15 protein-coding genes and 1 tRNA gene are annotated in these 15,223 nt (G+C 69.1%); 5 read left to right on the forward strand and 11 right to left on the reverse strand.

Annotation, left to right across the window (positions count from 1 at the left end; translation table 11 throughout):
* Nucleotides 1–5: 5 nt before the first annotated feature.
* From CGZ93_RS03470 to CGZ93_RS19270, 3 genes are all read left to right on the forward strand, one after another.
* On the forward strand, nt 6–1,175 hold the full coding sequence (locus tag CGZ93_RS03470) for a glycine C-acetyltransferase (RefSeq protein ID WP_407643922.1): 1,170 nt from the start codon (nt 6–8) through the stop codon (nt 1,173–1,175).
* A gap of 174 nt (nt 1,176–1,349) precedes the next feature.
* Nucleotides 1,350–1,829: a PPOX class F420-dependent oxidoreductase gene (locus CGZ93_RS03475; RefSeq protein WP_094362770.1), complete on the forward strand. Its 480-nt coding sequence runs from the start codon at nt 1,350–1,352 to the stop codon at nt 1,827–1,829.
* Between the two features lie 130 nt (nt 1,830–1,959).
* Nucleotides 1,960–2,178 (forward strand): hypothetical protein, encoded by a 219-nt coding sequence (locus CGZ93_RS19270; protein ID WP_229117176.1) that lies wholly within the window; start codon nt 1,960–1,962, stop codon nt 2,176–2,178.
* Between the two features lie 187 nt (nt 2,179–2,365).
* Here the strand turns inward: CGZ93_RS19270 and CGZ93_RS03485 are convergent, their stop codons facing one another.
* The 7 genes from CGZ93_RS03485 to mmsB all read right to left on the reverse strand — a co-directional run bounded on the left by CGZ93_RS03485 (nt 2,366) and on the right by mmsB (nt 8,898).
* Nucleotides 2,366–3,088 (reverse strand): DedA family protein, encoded by a 723-nt coding sequence (locus tag CGZ93_RS03485; RefSeq protein ID WP_094362771.1) that lies wholly within the window; start codon nt 3,086–3,088, stop codon nt 2,366–2,368.
* A gap of 24 nt (nt 3,089–3,112) precedes the next feature.
* Nucleotides 3,113–4,681 (reverse strand): molybdopterin-dependent oxidoreductase, encoded by a 1,569-nt coding sequence (locus CGZ93_RS03490; protein WP_229117177.1) that lies wholly within the window; start codon nt 4,679–4,681, stop codon nt 3,113–3,115.
* 39 nt (nt 4,682–4,720) lie between these two features.
* A complete protein-coding gene (locus CGZ93_RS03495) occupies nt 4,721–4,972 on the reverse strand; it encodes a DUF6582 domain-containing protein (RefSeq protein ID WP_094362772.1) in 252 nt (83 codons plus the stop codon).
* Between the two features lie 286 nt (nt 4,973–5,258).
* Nucleotides 5,259–5,423: a type II toxin-antitoxin system Phd/YefM family antitoxin gene (locus CGZ93_RS20015; RefSeq protein ID WP_407643923.1), complete on the reverse strand. Its 165-nt coding sequence runs from the start codon at nt 5,421–5,423 to the stop codon at nt 5,259–5,261.
* Nucleotides 5,424–5,593: 170 nt separating this feature from the next.
* A complete protein-coding gene (locus tag CGZ93_RS03505) occupies nt 5,594–6,412 on the reverse strand; it encodes a hypothetical protein (RefSeq protein WP_094362773.1) in 819 nt (272 codons plus the stop codon).
* Nucleotides 6,413–6,481: 69 nt separating this feature from the next.
* Nucleotides 6,482–7,963, reverse strand: a complete 1,482-nt coding sequence (locus CGZ93_RS03510) for a CoA-acylating methylmalonate-semialdehyde dehydrogenase (RefSeq protein WP_094362774.1) — start codon at nt 7,961–7,963, stop codon at nt 6,482–6,484.
* A 26-nt stretch (nt 7,964–7,989) separates the two neighbouring features.
* The gene (mmsB, locus tag CGZ93_RS03515) at nt 7,990–8,898 is read right to left on the reverse strand and encodes a 3-hydroxyisobutyrate dehydrogenase (protein ID WP_094362775.1); all 909 of its coding nucleotides are present in this window, start codon (nt 8,896–8,898) and stop codon (nt 7,990–7,992) included.
* A 127-nt stretch (nt 8,899–9,025) separates the two neighbouring features.
* Between mmsB and CGZ93_RS03520 the strand changes: the two genes are divergently transcribed.
* On the forward strand, nt 9,026–9,907 hold the full coding sequence (locus tag CGZ93_RS03520; RefSeq protein WP_094362776.1) for a LysR family transcriptional regulator: 882 nt from the start codon (nt 9,026–9,028) through the stop codon (nt 9,905–9,907).
* Between the two features lie 204 nt (nt 9,908–10,111).
* On the opposite strand, the gene CGZ93_RS03525 is transcribed toward CGZ93_RS03520, so the two are convergent.
* The 3 genes from CGZ93_RS03525 to CGZ93_RS03535 form a co-directional block, all read right to left on the reverse strand.
* Nucleotides 10,112–11,506 (reverse strand): MFS transporter, encoded by a 1,395-nt coding sequence (locus tag CGZ93_RS03525; RefSeq protein ID WP_094362777.1) that lies wholly within the window; start codon nt 11,504–11,506, stop codon nt 10,112–10,114.
* Between the two features lie 139 nt (nt 11,507–11,645).
* Nucleotides 11,646–12,737, reverse strand: a complete 1,092-nt coding sequence (locus tag CGZ93_RS03530) for a hypothetical protein (protein ID WP_141211060.1) — start codon at nt 12,735–12,737, stop codon at nt 11,646–11,648.
* Complete coding sequence (locus tag CGZ93_RS03535) at nt 12,734–14,752, reverse strand: acyltransferase family protein (protein ID WP_176451615.1); 2,019 nt, start codon at nt 14,750–14,752, stop codon at nt 12,734–12,736. Before CGZ93_RS03535 ends, CGZ93_RS03530 begins: the two co-directional genes overlap by 4 nt.
* 116 nt (nt 14,753–14,868) lie before the next feature.
* On the opposite strand from CGZ93_RS03535, the gene CGZ93_RS03540 reads away from it, so the two are divergent.
* A tRNA-Thr gene (locus tag CGZ93_RS03540) sits at nt 14,869–14,944 on the forward strand.
* Nucleotides 14,945–14,952: 8 nt separating this feature from the next.
* On the opposite strand, the gene CGZ93_RS03545 is transcribed toward CGZ93_RS03540, so the two are convergent.
* A complete protein-coding gene (locus CGZ93_RS03545) occupies nt 14,953–15,144 on the reverse strand; it encodes a hypothetical protein (RefSeq protein ID WP_094362780.1) in 192 nt (63 codons plus the stop codon).
* Between the last annotated feature and the right edge of the window lie 79 nt (nt 15,145–15,223).

Consider the following 15,223-nt stretch of genomic DNA (forward strand, 5'->3'; position numbering starts at 1 on the left):
GAGCGCTGAAAACCCATCTGCAGCAGGAGATCGACGGGCTGCGGACCGACGGAACCTACAAGCACGAGGTGCCGCTGACCTCCCCGCAGGCCGCGCACATCGCCACCGCCGACGGGGCGGTGGTGAACTTCTGTGCCAACAACTACCTGGGCCTGGCCGACGACCCCCGGTTGATCGAGGCCGCCGGGGAAGCGTTGCAGCGTTGGGGTTTCGGGATGGCGTCGGTGCGGTTCATCTGCGGTACCACCGACCTGCACACCGAGCTGGAGCGGCGGGTGGCCGACTTGGTGGGGGCCGATGACGCGATCCTCTACAGCTCCTGCTTCGACGCCAACGGGGGTCTGTTCGAGGTGCTGCTGGGCGCCGATGACGCGATCATCTCCGATGAGCTGAATCACGCCTCGATCATCGACGGCGTACGCCTGTCCAAGGCCCGCCGGTTGCGGTATCGCAACCGGGATCTGGCCGACCTGGAGGAACAGCTGCGGGCGTCCGCCGACGCCCGCTTCCGGATGATCGCCACCGACGGGGTGTTCTCGATGGACGGCTATCTGGCGCCACTGGATGGAATCTGTGACCTGGCAGAGAAATATGACGCCCTGGTGATGGTGGACGACTCGCACGCGGTCGGGTTCACCGGGCCGACCGGGGCGGGTACGCCGGAACTGTTCGGCGTCCAGGATCGCGTCGACGTGTTCACCGGCACCTTCGGCAAGGCGCTCGGTGGGGCGTCGGGCGGCTACACCGCTGCCCGCAAGGAGATCGTGGAGCTGCTGCGGCAGCGGTCTCGGCCCTACCTGTTCTCGAACTCGCTGGCCCCCTCCATCGGCGCGGCGACCCTGGCCGCGCTGGAGCTGATCGCCGAGTCGGGGGAGTTGCTGGAGCGGCTGCGGGAGAACACGGCCTATTTCCGCACGCGGCTGGCCGAGGAGGAGTTCGAGGTGCCGGAGTCGACGCATCCGATCGTGCCGGTGATGGTGGGCGATGCGGCGCGCGCGGCCCAGATGGCGGATTCGGTGCTGGCCAAGGGAATCTACGTCCGCGCGTTCTCCTATCCGGTGGTGCCCAAGGGCAAGGCGCGGATCCGCACCCAGATGTCGGCCGCGCACAGCATCGAGGACCTGGACCGCGCGATCGCCGCCTTCGTCGCCGCCCGCGACGAGCTCGACCGCTGAGCCGACCGATCCCACTGTCGCGATTCCCCGACGGGGCCCGGGGGCGACTGACCTGCAGTCTCCGGAATTGACCATGATCAAACCCAGTGGGACTGGGTTTCGGACTCGCCCGCCTGAGAGACTGCAGGTCAGACCTCACGCAACCCACTGAACCGACCGACCCGAGGAGGAGCGATGGCCCGCACGATCGCCACCAACACGCAGGTGTCGCTGGAGGAACTGCTGGAGTTCGTCCGGCCGCGGCACCGGATGCTGATCGCCACCGCACGCGGCGACGGCCGCCCACAGATCTCGCCGGTGACCGGTGGCGTCGACGAACAGGGGCGGATCGTCACCTCCACCTATCCCGGCCGCGCCAAGACCCGCAACGCCGAGCGGAACCCGCAGGTGTCGGTGGTGGTGCTCTCCGATGAGTGGAACGGCGCCTGGGTGCAGGTCGACGGCGAGGCTGAGGTGATCCACATGCCCGAGGCCGCCGACGCCCTGGTCGACTATTTCCGCTGCACCTCCGGGGAGCACCCGGACTGGGAGGAGTACAAGCAGGCGATGCGGCTGCAGAACAAGTCCCTGCTCCGGATCACCCCCATCCGCTGGGGTCCGATCGCCACCGGCGGTTTCCCCGCCGACGTCGCCGCCCGCCTCGACGCCAGCTGAGTCGCTTGGGCTGTTCGGCTGTCGGGGGCGTCTGCAAGGATTTCCGCCGTGACCGGAGCAGCGGTTCCTTCCGCACGAAAGGCAGCAGCTCAACCCCTACATCACCTGTGACGGCAACTGTGCCGAGGCCATGGAGTTCTATGGTCAGGCGTTCGACGCCAAGCCCCAGACGATGAGCTTCCGCGACGCCGGCATGGACGTCGACGGGGTGATGCACTCCTCGCTCGACACCCCGGCCGGGTTCCACCCGTTCGCCTCCGACCACGCCGAGGGGATGGGTCAGTATCAGCCCGGCACCAACGTGCAGGTCAGCCTCTCCGGTGACGACGCCGACGCGCTGCGCGGCTAGTGGGAGGCGCTCTCGGCCGGCGGTCAGGTGTGCATGCCGCTGGAGAAGCAGATGTGGGGCGGCGTCTACGGCCAGTTCGCCGACAGGCTCGGCATCATTTGGCACGTCGACATCGCCGGCGACCAGGCCTGATCCGCTCGGGAGTCGCGGTACGCCGGGGCCGCGGCTGCGGCGTACCGGGACCCGATCAGCCTGCGGTCTCCCGCTTGCGCCTGTTCCACCACCAGGTAGCGATCATGCCGATCAGGATGGCGATCGAGACGTACCAGGCGTACTTGCCGTATTCGCGAACCACGTCGACGGCAGGCTCCCCGATTCGATGACCCAGATAGAAGTACAGCGACTGCATCGTCGCGGCGAAGACCAGGTTCACCCCGATGAACCTGCGCCAGCTCATCTGGGCCGCGCCGAGGGTGGCGTAGATGACCGCCGCCGGCAGCGGGATCGGCAGATAGGTGAGCAGGATCGCCGGGATGGCGAACCGTTGGGCGATCTTCTCGGCCCGCTCGGCGTTGCGGCGGGCGCGCGGTGAGCGTCCGGCGACCATCTCGAACACCCCGCGACCCCACAGCTTGCCGGCCCAGAAATAGACGGGGTCGAACTTCATCACGCTCAGCGTGGCGATCACCAACCAGAACGGCCAATGCGTCGGCTCACCGGTCGCGGTCAGCGCACCGATCATCACCACCCCGGTCCGCGAGCCGGTCAAGGCCGCCGCCAGGAACGGTTTGGTCACCAGCACCGCGCGAAACGGCAGCAGTGCCAGCGCATAGAACCCGAGCGCGCTGATCAGCGTGAAGCAGGCGATGTCGGAGCGGGTGGGCTTGTGCCCCCACGGCAGTCGCGGGTCGTCCCACCACTCGCGCTCGGGTCGCTCCCCGGCGGGCGGGTCGGCCTGGGGCTCGGTCACCCGGCGAGTGTACGCGGTGCCCGGTCAGGCAACGGTGACGGTGATCGTGTGGTGCCCGCTCGCTCCGTCGGGCGCGGGAAGGGCCCGGGCGGCCGTCTCCGGGGTACCGGTGGCGTCGATGGCGCGCACCGCGATCGTGTGCCGACCCGGGGTGGCCGGCCAGGTGTACGCCCACTGCCGCCAGGCGTCCACGGTGGCGTCGGTGCCCAGCCGGGTGTCGGTCCAGGGACCGCCGTCGACGCTGACCTGGACGCCGATGATCCCGCGGTGCTGGGCCCAGGCGACGCCGGCGACCGCGACTGTCCCGGCGCCGAGCCGGGCGCCGCTGCTGGGCACGTCGATCCTCGAGTTCGTCTTCACCGGGCCGAGTGCGGACCAGCCGCGCGGGGTCCAATAGCCCTGGTCGTCGGCGAACCGGGTCACCTTCAGCTCGGTCACCCACTTGGTGGCGCTGACATAGCCGTAGAGACCGGGGACCACCAGCCGCACCGGGAACCCGTGCTCGGGCAACAGCGGTTCCCGGTTCTGCGCCACCACGAGCAGCGCATTGCGGTCGTCGGTGAGCGCCTCCAGTGGCGTACCCGCGGTGAACCCGTCGCTGCTGCGGGACAGCACCATGTCTGCACCCGGGCGTACGCCGGCCTCGCGGAGCAGCTCACGCACCGGCCACCCGGTCCAGATCGCGTTGCCGTTGAGGCTGCCGCCGACCTCGTTGGAGACGCACATCAGCGTGACCATCGCCTCCTGCATCGGCTTGCTGAGCAGGGTTTCCCAGTCCAGCGTGAGCTCGCGCTCGACCAGCCCGGTGACCTTGAGCGACCACTCGGCGGGGTCGATCTTCGGCACCGTGAGCGCGGTGTCGATCCGATAGAACTCCTTGTTCGGCACGATGAACGGGGTCACCCCCGGTACGCCCACCTCCACCCCCGCGGGCACCGTCACCGGTGCCGCGACCGGCGGCAACCGGAAGGCGGCGCGGGCCAGTTCGACGACCCGGGTGCCGCCGGCGGTGATTCGGCCCAGCACGGTCATCGCGGCCCCGCCCAGGGCCACCCCGAGCACGGCGCGACGGGAGAGCCCTGGGGCCGGTTCGAGCTGCTCGCCTCGCTCGGTGGGCGCCTGCAGGATTGGTCGGCACCAGCCCCAGAGCAGCCTCGCGCCGACGGCGCCACCGACCAGCACCGGCACGAGGTCGAGGATCCCGCTGTTCGGACGAGCCAGCACCGCGGCCATCGCGACCACCACCAGCAACGCCACGGCGGCCAGGCCGGCGACCCGGGAGCGGGCAGCGAGCAGGCCGATGAGGCCGCTCAGAATCGCCAGCACCACAAGGATTCCGACGAACAGGGCGAGCTTGTCGGCGGTGCCGAACAACCCGATCGCCGCATCCTTCAGCCAGGCCGGGGTGAGGTCCACGAACACGGCGCCCACCGCATCCAGAGGTGAGGGAGTGCCGCGCGACCAACCAGCCCGGAGCATGAACCCCGCCAGCAGCTCGGAGACGCCGACGGTGACCGCACCCGCGGCCACGCCGAGGCGTACCGGGGCGCGGGATCCCTCGGGCCTGGTCTCCGTCTCGCGGCTGGCGGTCATGCGCCCACGGTACGCGCGCGGTCCCAGCGGTGCGCGCGGCTAGTGGGCGGCGCGGACCACCACGTCGTCGTCGGCGAGCTCGACGTCCTGCTTCTTCGCCGCGGCCACGATCGCCCGCGCTGCCTTCTGCTTCGCCTCACCCGACTCGAATTTCGTCTGGTTGAACCGCGCGGCGGCGTTGCGCACGTGGGACGGGTCGTGGATCGGCAGGTGGCCGTCTCCCTGTGCGTCCACGTAGGCGAAATCGGAATCCTTCAGCCGGTCGCGCTTCTTGCCGGACAGCTCGGCCATGATCAGCTCCTCTCACGGGTTCGTTCCAGCGTACGCCCGGGGCTGAGGTCAGGGTCAGCTGTCGCTGAGCCGGGCCAGGGCGTCGAGCCCGGCAAAATCGTCCGGATTGCGGGTGTAGGGGATCGCGCCGTGCGGATGGACCGTGCCCGCGATCAGCAGATCCATCACCCGACGCCTTGGTCCGTCATCGAGCTGTCCACGGGTCGCGGACGGTCTGGTCCAGAAGCTCTTGATTGGCGCTCCAGTCTGGGTCCGCCGACCCGTTGAAGAGGTCGGCAACGGCATCTCAATCCCGCCAGCGAGCCGACTGGGTGGGGACGAGCCGAGCGCTCGGCATAGCCGAAACCGTGATCACGATTTCTTCGCCGCCCTCGACGCGGCGTACCAACTCGGACGCGTCCTGCCTCAGTTCGCGCAGCCCGACCGTGTCCAGGGATCGAGGGTGGCACAGGTGCTACAAATCGGGGGTGCGCGGGTCACGGGTTGGCTGGGGGCGCCAGGCGTACGTCCCCGTGTTGGAAGTCGTTTTCCTTGCACAGCAGGGGTTCTCCGGTCGCTCGGGAGCGGCGACCGCCTGCTGGAGCTCGAGCTGCGCCTCGGCCCTGCTGCCGGGCGAGAGTGTCAGCGGTGGCGTGGGGGAGTGGGACCCGACAACGGCTGGCTCGGCGACGCGGCCCGTGGGGGTGCAGGCTGGGGCGGCCAGGTGTGCGGTGGCTGCGGGTACGCCTGAGCCGGCGGCGGTGGTTGCTGGGGGTATGCCTGGTGCTGCGGATGGTGCGGTGGCGCTTGCTGGGGGTACGCCTGGGGTGGCGCTTGCGGCGGCGGGCCCTGCGGCTGTGGTGGCGGCTGCTGGTGGGGATAGCCCTGCGGCTGGTGGGGCGGCCAGGGTGCCGATGCCTGGCTCTGTGGCCACGGGGCGGATGCCTGGCTCTGTGGCCAGGGGGCGGGTGGTTGCTGCTGCGGATGCGGTGGCTGGGGCGGGTAGGGGTGTTGCGGCTGCGGGTGACCCGTCGGCTGGCCGCCGCTGCGGCGTACCCATTGTCCCGAGGAGACCGCGGTCGACCCGCCCGCCGGGGCCGGTCCGGCGCTCGGCTGGGGGGATGCCGTCGCACTGTCGGCAGGCTTTTTCTTCGCCGAAGCGGGCCGCCCGCGGCGTACCAACATCAGCACGCCCCAGCCGATCCCGGCCAGGGCGACCACGCCGCCGCCGATCGGGAACCACAGCCGGCTCTTCTGGGCCTCGGCGGAGAGTTCGTCATAGCTCTGCTTGCGCGGTACGCCCTTGGAGGTGGTCTCGCAGATCTGACCGGGCGACATCGCCGTCGATCCGCAGGTCGGCCGACCCGGGTCGATCGACAGCCCGTAGCCGACCAGGACCAGGCCGACCACCAGTACGAGCACCGGCTGCCAGATCCCGGCCAACGACCGCTCGCCGCTCATTCGGCCCTCCTCCCGCGCGCCTGCCAATCCTGTCAGGCGCACGGGCCACCGGGTAAGGGTGGGTCGGAATCAGTGGGTCGGGAAGCCCAGGCTGATCTGCGACTCCGAGGGCTCCGGCCACCGGGTGGTGACCACCTTGCGGCGGGTGTAGAAGTTGAACCCCTCGGCGCCGTACATGTGGGTGTCGCCGAACAGCGAGCGCTTCCAACCGCCGAAGGAGAAGGTGCCGATCGGGACCGGGATCGGGACGTTCACCCCGACCATGCCGACCTCGATGTCGAACTCGAACTGGCGCGCGGTCTTGCCATCGCGGGTGAACACCGCCACCCCGTTGGCGAACTGGTTGGCGTTGATCAGGTCGACCGCCTCGGCATAGGAGTCGACGCGCACCACCGACAGCACCGGGCCGAAGATCTCGTCCTCGTACACCTTCATGCCCGGCTTCACGTGATCGACCAGGGAAACCCCGATGAAGAAGCCGTTTCCGTCGAACTCCTTCTTGGTGCCGTCGACCACGACGGTGGCGCCCTCACCCTCGGCACCGGTCACATAGCCGGCGACCCGGTCCCGCGCGGCCTGGGTGATCAGCGGGCCCATCTCCGATTCGGGATCGGTGCCGTCGCCGATCTTCAGCTGCGGCATCCGGTCGGCGATCTTGGCGACCAGGTCGTCGGCGATCTCACCGACCGCGACCGCCACCGAGACGGCCATGCAGCGCTCACCGGCCGAGCCGTACGCCGCCGACACGGCCGCGTCGGCCGCCGCGTCGAGGTCGGCGTCGGGCATCACGACCATGTGGTTCTTGGCGCCGCCGAGGGCCTGGACCCGCTTGCCGTTCTCGGCCGAACGGCGATAGATGGTCTCGGCGATCGGGGTGGAGCCGACGAACGACACCGCGGAAATCCCATCGTGGTCAAGGATTGCGTTGACCGTCTCGACGTCACCGTTGACCACGTTGAGGACGCCGGCCGGCAGTCCGGCCTCGGCGAACCGCTCGGCGATCCACAGGCCGGCGGAGGGGTCACGCTCAGACGGTTTGAGGATCACGGTGTTGCCGCAGGCGATCGCGGTGGTCGCCATCCACAGCGGGATCATCGCCGGGAAGTTGAACGGGGTGATGCAGGCGACCACACCGAGCGGCTGGCGTACCGAGTGCACGTCCACCCCGCTCGCCACCTGCTCGGAGTATTCGCCCTTGAGGTGGTGCATCAGGTTGGTGCAGTAGTCGACGTTCTCCAGACCGCGGGTGACCTCGCCGGCGGCGTCGGAGACGACCTTGCCGTGCTCGGAGGTGATGATCCGGGCCAGCTCCTCCTTGCGGTCGGTGACGATCTGGCGGAAGCGGAACATGATCTCCTGCCGCTTGGCCAGCGAGGTGGCGCGCCACCCGGGCAGCGCCTTCTCGGCGGCCGAGACCGCGGTGTCCAGCTCGCCGGCCGAGGCCAGGGCGACCTCGCCGCTCTGCTCGCCGGTGGCCGGGTTCCAGACGGGGCCGACCCGGTCGCCACCGTCGACCAGGCTGCCGTCGACGTAGTGTCCGATGCGCTTCATTTACTTTGCTCCTTGGTTTTCTCGGCTCAGAGGTTCTCGGTGCCCGGGGAGTTGGGATCGATGTTGCGGATGATCAGGCTGCAGTCCTTGTCGGCGTACCCGTCGTCGATCAGCTTCTGCAGCTGGTCGTATGCCAGCTGCGCGGCCGGCAGTTCGACGCCGACCTGCTTGGCGCCGGCCAGGGCCAGTCCGGCGTCCTTGTGCGCCAGCGAGGTGGCGAAGGTGGCGTCGAAGTTGCGGTTCGCCGCGGCGGTGTCGACCACGCCCGGCACCGGGTACCAGGTGCGCAGCGCCCAGCAGTTGCCGCTGGAGACCGAGGCGACATCCCAGAACACCTTGGGATCCAGGCCGAGCCGGTTGGCCAGCACGGCACCCTCGGCGCAGGCCTGCAGCTCGATGAACAGCATCATGTTGTTGCAGATCTTGGCGGCCTGGCCGGTGGTCGGCCCGCCGGTGGCGATCATGTTGCCGGCCATCGGGTCGATGAACTTCTTGGCCTCGTCGACGTCCTCGGGCCGGCCGCCGATCATGAAGCACAGGGTGCCGGCCGCGGCACCGGAGATGCCGCCGGAGACGGGGGCGTCGACGAAACGGAATCCCTTGCTGACCGCCTCTTCGTGCAGGTTGCCGGCGGTCTCGACGTCGATGGTGGAGGAGTCGATCAGCAGCGTGCCGGGCGCTGCGTGGGCGAAGACGCCATCGGCACCGGTGTACGCCGCGCGCGCGTGCTCGCCCTTGGGCAGCATCGTGAACACGACCTCGGCGCCGTCGACGGCCTCGGCGACCGAACCGACCGGGCGTACGCCGTGCTGCTCGGCAGCGGCGAGGGCCTGCTCGTTCAGGTCGTAGCCGCGGACGGTGTGGCCCGCCCGGACCAGGTTCGCGGTCATCGGGTTGCCCATGTTGCCCAGACCGATCCACGCAATGGTCGCCATCAGTTCCTCCTCGTTGAGTCCTCTGGGCCACGCTACGGAGCCGGGAGCGGCTGGATCAATGCACTCCCTAGACTGAATTGCGCAACCAATCCGTGCATTTCTGCACATACGGGGGAAGGACGTCAGGATGGCCAGGCCGCCGGTCAGTGCGGACGACCTGCTGGTGCTGCTGACAGTGGCGCGGCTGGGACGCTACAGCGTCGCCGCCGACGTGCTGGGGGTCAACCACACCACGGTTTCCCGGCGGATCAGCGGGCTGGAGAAGGCGCTCGGGGCGCGGGTGCTGGTGCAGACCCCGGACGGTTGGGAGCTGACCGACGAGGGGCAGGCCGTGCTGGCGGCTGCCGAGGCGGTCGAGCGGGCCGTGAAGTCGGTGACCGAGCGGGACGGCCAGGTCGAGCATGGGCTGACCGGGGTGGTTCGGCTGGCCACCCCCGACGGGTTCGGCACGCACTTCGCGGTCCCGGCACTGGTTCGGTTGCGGCGCCGCAACCCGGCCCTGCACACCGAATTGATCACCGCCACCCAGCGGCTCAAGCAGCACCGCTCGGGGGTGGACATCGAGGTGGTGGTGGGGGAGCCGAACGTGCACCGGGCGGTGGCGGTGCACCTGAAGGATTATCACCTCGGGCTCTATGCGACGCAGGAATACCTGGGGCGGCACGGTACGCCGGCTCGGCTGGATGATCTGGCCCAGCACTGCCTCGTCTACTACATCGAGCAGTCGCTGCAGGTGGACGAGCTCGACCTGGCCACGGCGTCGCTGCCGACCCCGGCGTACGCCATGCGCTCCACCTCGGTGTTCGTGCACGTGCGCACCACGCTCGCCTCTGCCGGGATCGGCATCCTGCCCGACTTCATGGCCGACACCGAACCCCGGCTGGTCCGCGTGCTCGGCGAGGACTATGCCCATGCCGCCGACTATTGGGCGGTGATCCGCGCCGAGTCCCTGCGCAACCCCGCTGTGGCGGCCACCATGGACGCCCTCCGCGCCACGGTCCGGGAGTAGCTGACCGCACCAGGACCGGCGACGTCCCAGCGAAGTGATTGGGCATCCGACCTTTCCATCGGGCGGGGAAAATCGTCATCGGGCGCCCGAAATTGTCAAGCAATTCGGCCGCCCGATGACCAATTGACCCGCCCGACGAATTCCTTGCTCGCTCAGGGAGCGTATGGGTCGCGCGCGGAGCGCGCGGTCACGCAGAGCGGCCGTTCAACGAAGCAGGTTCTTGTCCACCCCCGACTGCTTGGGGGCGTTGCCCACGGCGTCGAGTCGGTCGAGTTCGTGCAGCGACGAACCCTTGGTCTCTCGGGCCGCGATCACGGCGACCAGGGTGATCACCGCGCAGACGGCCAGATAGATGGCGATCGGGGTCGAGGACTTGTAGCGCTCCAGCAGCGCGGTGGCGATGATCGGCGCCATCGAGCCGGCGAACAGCGAGGTGACCTGGTAGCCCAGCGACACCCCGGAGTAGCGCATCCGGGTCGGGAACATCTCCGACATGATCGCCGGCTGACCGGCGTACATCAGGGCGTGGAAGATCAGGCCGATGATGATCGCGGTCAGGATCAGGGTGCTGTTCCTGGTGTCGAACAGCCGGTACGCCCAGAAGCCCCAGGTGGCGGTCAGGATGGCGCCGGCGGCGTACACCGGGCGACGACCGACCGCGTCGGTGAGCCGACCCACCATGGGCACCAGGCAGAAGTGGATCGCGTGGGCGATCAGCAGCAGCAGGAGGATCCGTGAGGTGTCCATCTTCAGCTGCACCTTCAGATAGGTGATCGAGAACGTCACCACCAGGTAGTACATGACGTTCTCGGCGAGCCGCAGGCCCATCGCGGTGAAGACGCCGCGCGGGTACTTCTTGAACACCTCGGTGACGCCGTAGCCGGCGTTGGCGGCCTCGATCTGCTCCTGCTTGGCGGTCTGGAAGATCGGGGCGTCGGTCACCTTGGTGCGGATGTACCAGCCCACGAAGACGATCACCGCCGAGAGCCAGAAGGCCACGCGCCAGCCCCAGCTGAGGAAGGCGGCCTGGGACAGGGTGGAAGACAGAGTCAGCAGTACGCCGGTGGCGAGCAGGTTGCCCATCGGGACGGCGGCCTGCGGCCAGGAGGCCCAGAAGCCGCGCGACTTGTCCGGAGAGTGCTCGGCGACCAGCAGGATTGCTCCACCCCACTCGCCACCGACGGCGAAGCCCTGCAGGAAGCGCAGGGTCACCAGCAGTGCCGGCGCCCAGTATCCGATCGTCTGGAAGGTGGGCAGGCAGCCCATCAGGAAGGTGGCGACGCCGACCAGGATGATCGACAGCTGCAGCAGGTGCTTGCGGCCGAACTTGTCGCCGAAGTGGCCGAAGACGATGCCGCCCAGTGGACGGGCGGCGAAACCGACGGCGTACGTCACGAAGGCCGCGATGATGCCATCCAGCTCGGAGCCGGTCTTGGGGAAGAACTGAGTCCCGAAAACGAGGGTTGCGGCTGAGGCGTAGAGGAAGAACTCGTACCACTCGACGACGGTCCCGGCCATCGAGGCGGCCACCACCCGAGTGAGGCGTCCCCGGACGTTGGCCGGTGTCTCCTCGGTTGGCGTTGTCTGGGCGCTGCTCATTGACTCTCCTTGGTCCACATTGACCTATCTGCCCCTTGCAGATGTGGTGAGTATCGTCACACCCCTGGCCGGCAGCAACGACTAGATGCGCACTCAGGGTGTGCAAATTTGCACGAATGTTATGGCTTACCCGGGTCGGTCAGTCGAACAGGGCCTGCTGGGCCGGGATTGCGCCGAACATCCCGACCGGGTCGTGGGCGACGCCGGGCACCAGGTGCAGTCGCTGGCGCTTGGTGATCTCCTCGCCGAAGACCGTGGGCAGGTACGCCCAGTAGCGCTTTCCGCGGTCCAGCCTGTTCGGTCCCTGGGCGTTGGCGCCGCACGACTTGTCCATCGAGGAGGAGCGTGGGTCGCGGTCCTCGGTGCCGAGCAGATAGACGATCTGGCGGCGTCCGTAACGCGCGCTCAGGCCCGGCGCACCGGTCTGGCTCATGTAGCGGTTCAGCCGGTCCAACCCGTAGCGGTAGTCGTTGAAGCCGGGGCATCGCTCCAGCTCGGCCGGCGACGTACCGGGGCGGGCCCGGTTGAAGTAGAGGTAGGACGACGGGTTGGCGATCACGAACCGCAGCGGCTCGTTGGCCGAGCCGGCGGCGTACCGGTTCACGAACTGGCCGCCTCCAGAGAACCCGGCCACCACCAGCGGCCGCGGGGCGAGGCGACGGGCGAACTCGTCGAGCACGGCGTAGGAGGAGAGCTGGGTCCCCGGGTTGACCGAATCGTCACCCTGGGACCAGCCATAGAAGGTCCAGTAGAGCTGCTTGTCCCGGTCGACCTGGTCCTCGAGGTTGGCGAAGCGCGGGGCGATCACCAACGTGGTCCGCCGCTGCTCGCGGGAGGCGCCGGCCAGCACGGAGCTGGCCATCCCGCAGGGCTGGCGATCGTTGCCGTGGATGACCAGCACCACGCGGCGCACCCTCGACGGCGGGTCGTCCAGCGAACCGTTGGCGCAGTAGCTCATCACCTTGTCGCGCACCAGGGTGGTGCGCAGGCTCGGCCGGCTGGAGAGCTCCGCGGCCGTCGGATTCTCAACCTCGGCGCCGTCGGGGCCACGGCTGCCCAAGGTGTTCGTGGTCGCCTCCTCGGCCGGCGCCCCGGCCGGGGCAGGAGCCGGCTGGGGCGCGGGGGAGGCGACCAGGCTGCTGCCTCTGGGCGCGAGCACGACGGTGCCGAGCAGGACACCGACGGCGACCGCGGCGCGCAGCAGCCGGCGTCCGGGGCGGGGCTGGCTCATCGCGGGACCACCCGCCACAACTGCTTCTCGAACTCCTGGCGCAGGGTCAGCACGTAGGTGCGGCTGAGGTGATTGTCGTCCATGTAGACGTAGACCCCGCCGATCACCCCGGTGCAGATCCCGCCGGGGCAGATGAACTCGGTCAGGTCGATGCTCGACATCCCCGGTGTCGCCTCCAGTGCGAGCAGCGGGGAGACGGGTGCGAGTTTCTCGGCGACCGGTCGGGTGCAGCGGTCGTCGTTGGCCCCGAACCGCTGCACGCACTCCGGCATCCGGAAGTCGTAGCGGGGGTTGTCGCGGATGTTCACGATCTTCAGGCCCGCGGCGGTGAGCGGTTTGGCCGCCTCGAGATAGGTGTCCACCGAGAGTTCGGGACCGTTCGCCTGGGCGCGGCTGCCGACATTCATGATGACGTCCGGTCGCGTCTGGAGCAGGTATTGGGTGACGTTGCGGCTGTATTCGACGCAGGCGGCGTCGCTGAGCGGGTTCGGCAGGGAGAACCGGCAGGTCGGGCGTACCATCGTGATCAGATGCCACTGTTCCCGCGCGGCGATCTCGCCCATCAGCGTCACCCACTGGAAGGTGTGCGAGTCCCCGATCATCACCACCCGCTTGCGCGGGGGACCGGCCGGGCGATATTCGGTGCATTCCGAGGGCGGCGGTTTGGGGTTCAGGTCCGCGCCACAGGCGGGCAGCCAGTGCGGCCAGTCGCTGCCGATCACCGCGTCGCCCGGGGCGATGCTGCGGGTGGCCTGGGCGGTGGGGGCGCTGTTGCCGGGGGTGACGGCCCCCGCTCCGGCCTGCGGGGTCTGTGCGGCGGCCGGACGCTCCTGCCGGGTGAGGCCGTAGGACAGGGCGGAGATGGCACCGAACCCGATGATCAGCACCGTCGCGATGGTGGCCAGCCCCCAGCGTCGGGCGCCGAGCAGCTCGATCCGGTTGAACCGGCGCTCGATGGTGCGGGTGGTCAGGTCGGCGAGGATCAGCGACAGTCCGATCACCAGCAGGCTGCCCAGCAGGCCCGGGGCGTTGCGGGTGGTCAGGTGCAGCCAGAACATCAGGATCGGCCAGTGCCACAGATAGACCGCGTACGCCCGATCGCCCAGCCAGGCGATCGGGCGACTGGTGAGCAGGTGGGAGGCGTGCCACGGGGACCGGGCGCTGCCGGCGAAGATGACCAGGGCAGCCGCGATCGAGGGCCACAACGCGACCGGGCCCGGGAAGGGCAGCCGGCCGATCACCAGGCCGCCGATCACCACCCCGATCACCCCGACCCAGCTCATCAGCACCCGCAGACCGACCGGCAGCCGCGGGTTGGGCACCAGCGCCAGCAGCGAGGCGAGCGAGAACTCCCAGGCCCGAGCGAACGTGTCGAAATAGGCGGCGACCGGATTTCTGGCGACCTCGAGGAGGGCGTACGCGAAGGACCCGACGGTGATCAGTCCGAGCAGCACCGCGAGCGACACCCGGATCTGCGCGCCGAGGGCCTTGTGCAGGCCCATCGCGATCAGCATCAGCACCGGCCAGACCAGGAAGATCTGCCCCTGCATCGACAGCGACCAGTAGTGCTGCAGCGGGCTGATGCCGGAGCGGTCGGGGGAGGTGTAGTCGGTGGCCATCTCGATCAGCAGCCAGTTCTGCCGGTAGAGGAAGGAGGCGAGCGCCTGATCCAGCAGGGGCCGCAGCCGGATCGGCGGCAGCAGCAGCCAGGCGGCCACGCAGACGGTGATGATCACCACCGCCGAGGACGGGATCAGGCGCCGGAACCGCCCGACCAGGAAGTCGAGGGCGTTGAACGCCATCCCCTTGCGGACGAAGCTGCCCGTCATCAGATAGGCGGAGATCATCAGGAAGACGTCGACACCGCCGGAGACCCGGCCGCCTCCCCACAGGTGGTACGCCACGACCAGCCCGATCGCCAGGCCGCGCAGGCCGTGGATCTCGCCGCGTCGCCTGGTCTCGGGGCGCGACCTGACCCGGGCGGCCGGATCGGCCGAGAGGGTTGGCTGGGCCAAGGCGCGGTTCACCTCCGTGGCGGGCGTCTTCGACCGCCAAACCTACCTGCCGTCGGGAGCAGATCGAAGCGCGGTTTCGACAGTGCCGGGTGGGCCCGGGCATGATTGAGGTCAGTGCCTCCGTAGCTCAGTTGGTAGAGCAGCTGTCTTGTAAACAGCAGGTCGCGGGTTCGACTCCTGTCGGGGGCTCCATCGGGCGATCAGCCCTCGAGGCCGCTGCGCAGGTAGTGCTTGCGCAGCGACACCACCAGCACGATCACCGGCAGCACGTACATCAGCGCGCCGGCGGCGGTGACGTTGTTCTGCGGCATCCCGCCCGGGTTCGGATAGCCCTCGGCCAGACCGACCGCCAGCGTGGTGTTGTCGCTGGTGAGCAGGAAGGTGTCGCCCACGTTCCACCTCGAAGAAGTCGTGTGATTGCCGTCGCGGTATAGCGCTATATCAATCCGTCCACAAGGGGGTCGGCCACTT

This window comes from Enemella dayhoffiae, from assembly GCF_002250625.1.
Taxonomy (GTDB): domain Bacteria; phylum Actinomycetota; class Actinomycetes; order Propionibacteriales; family Propionibacteriaceae; genus Enemella; species Enemella dayhoffiae.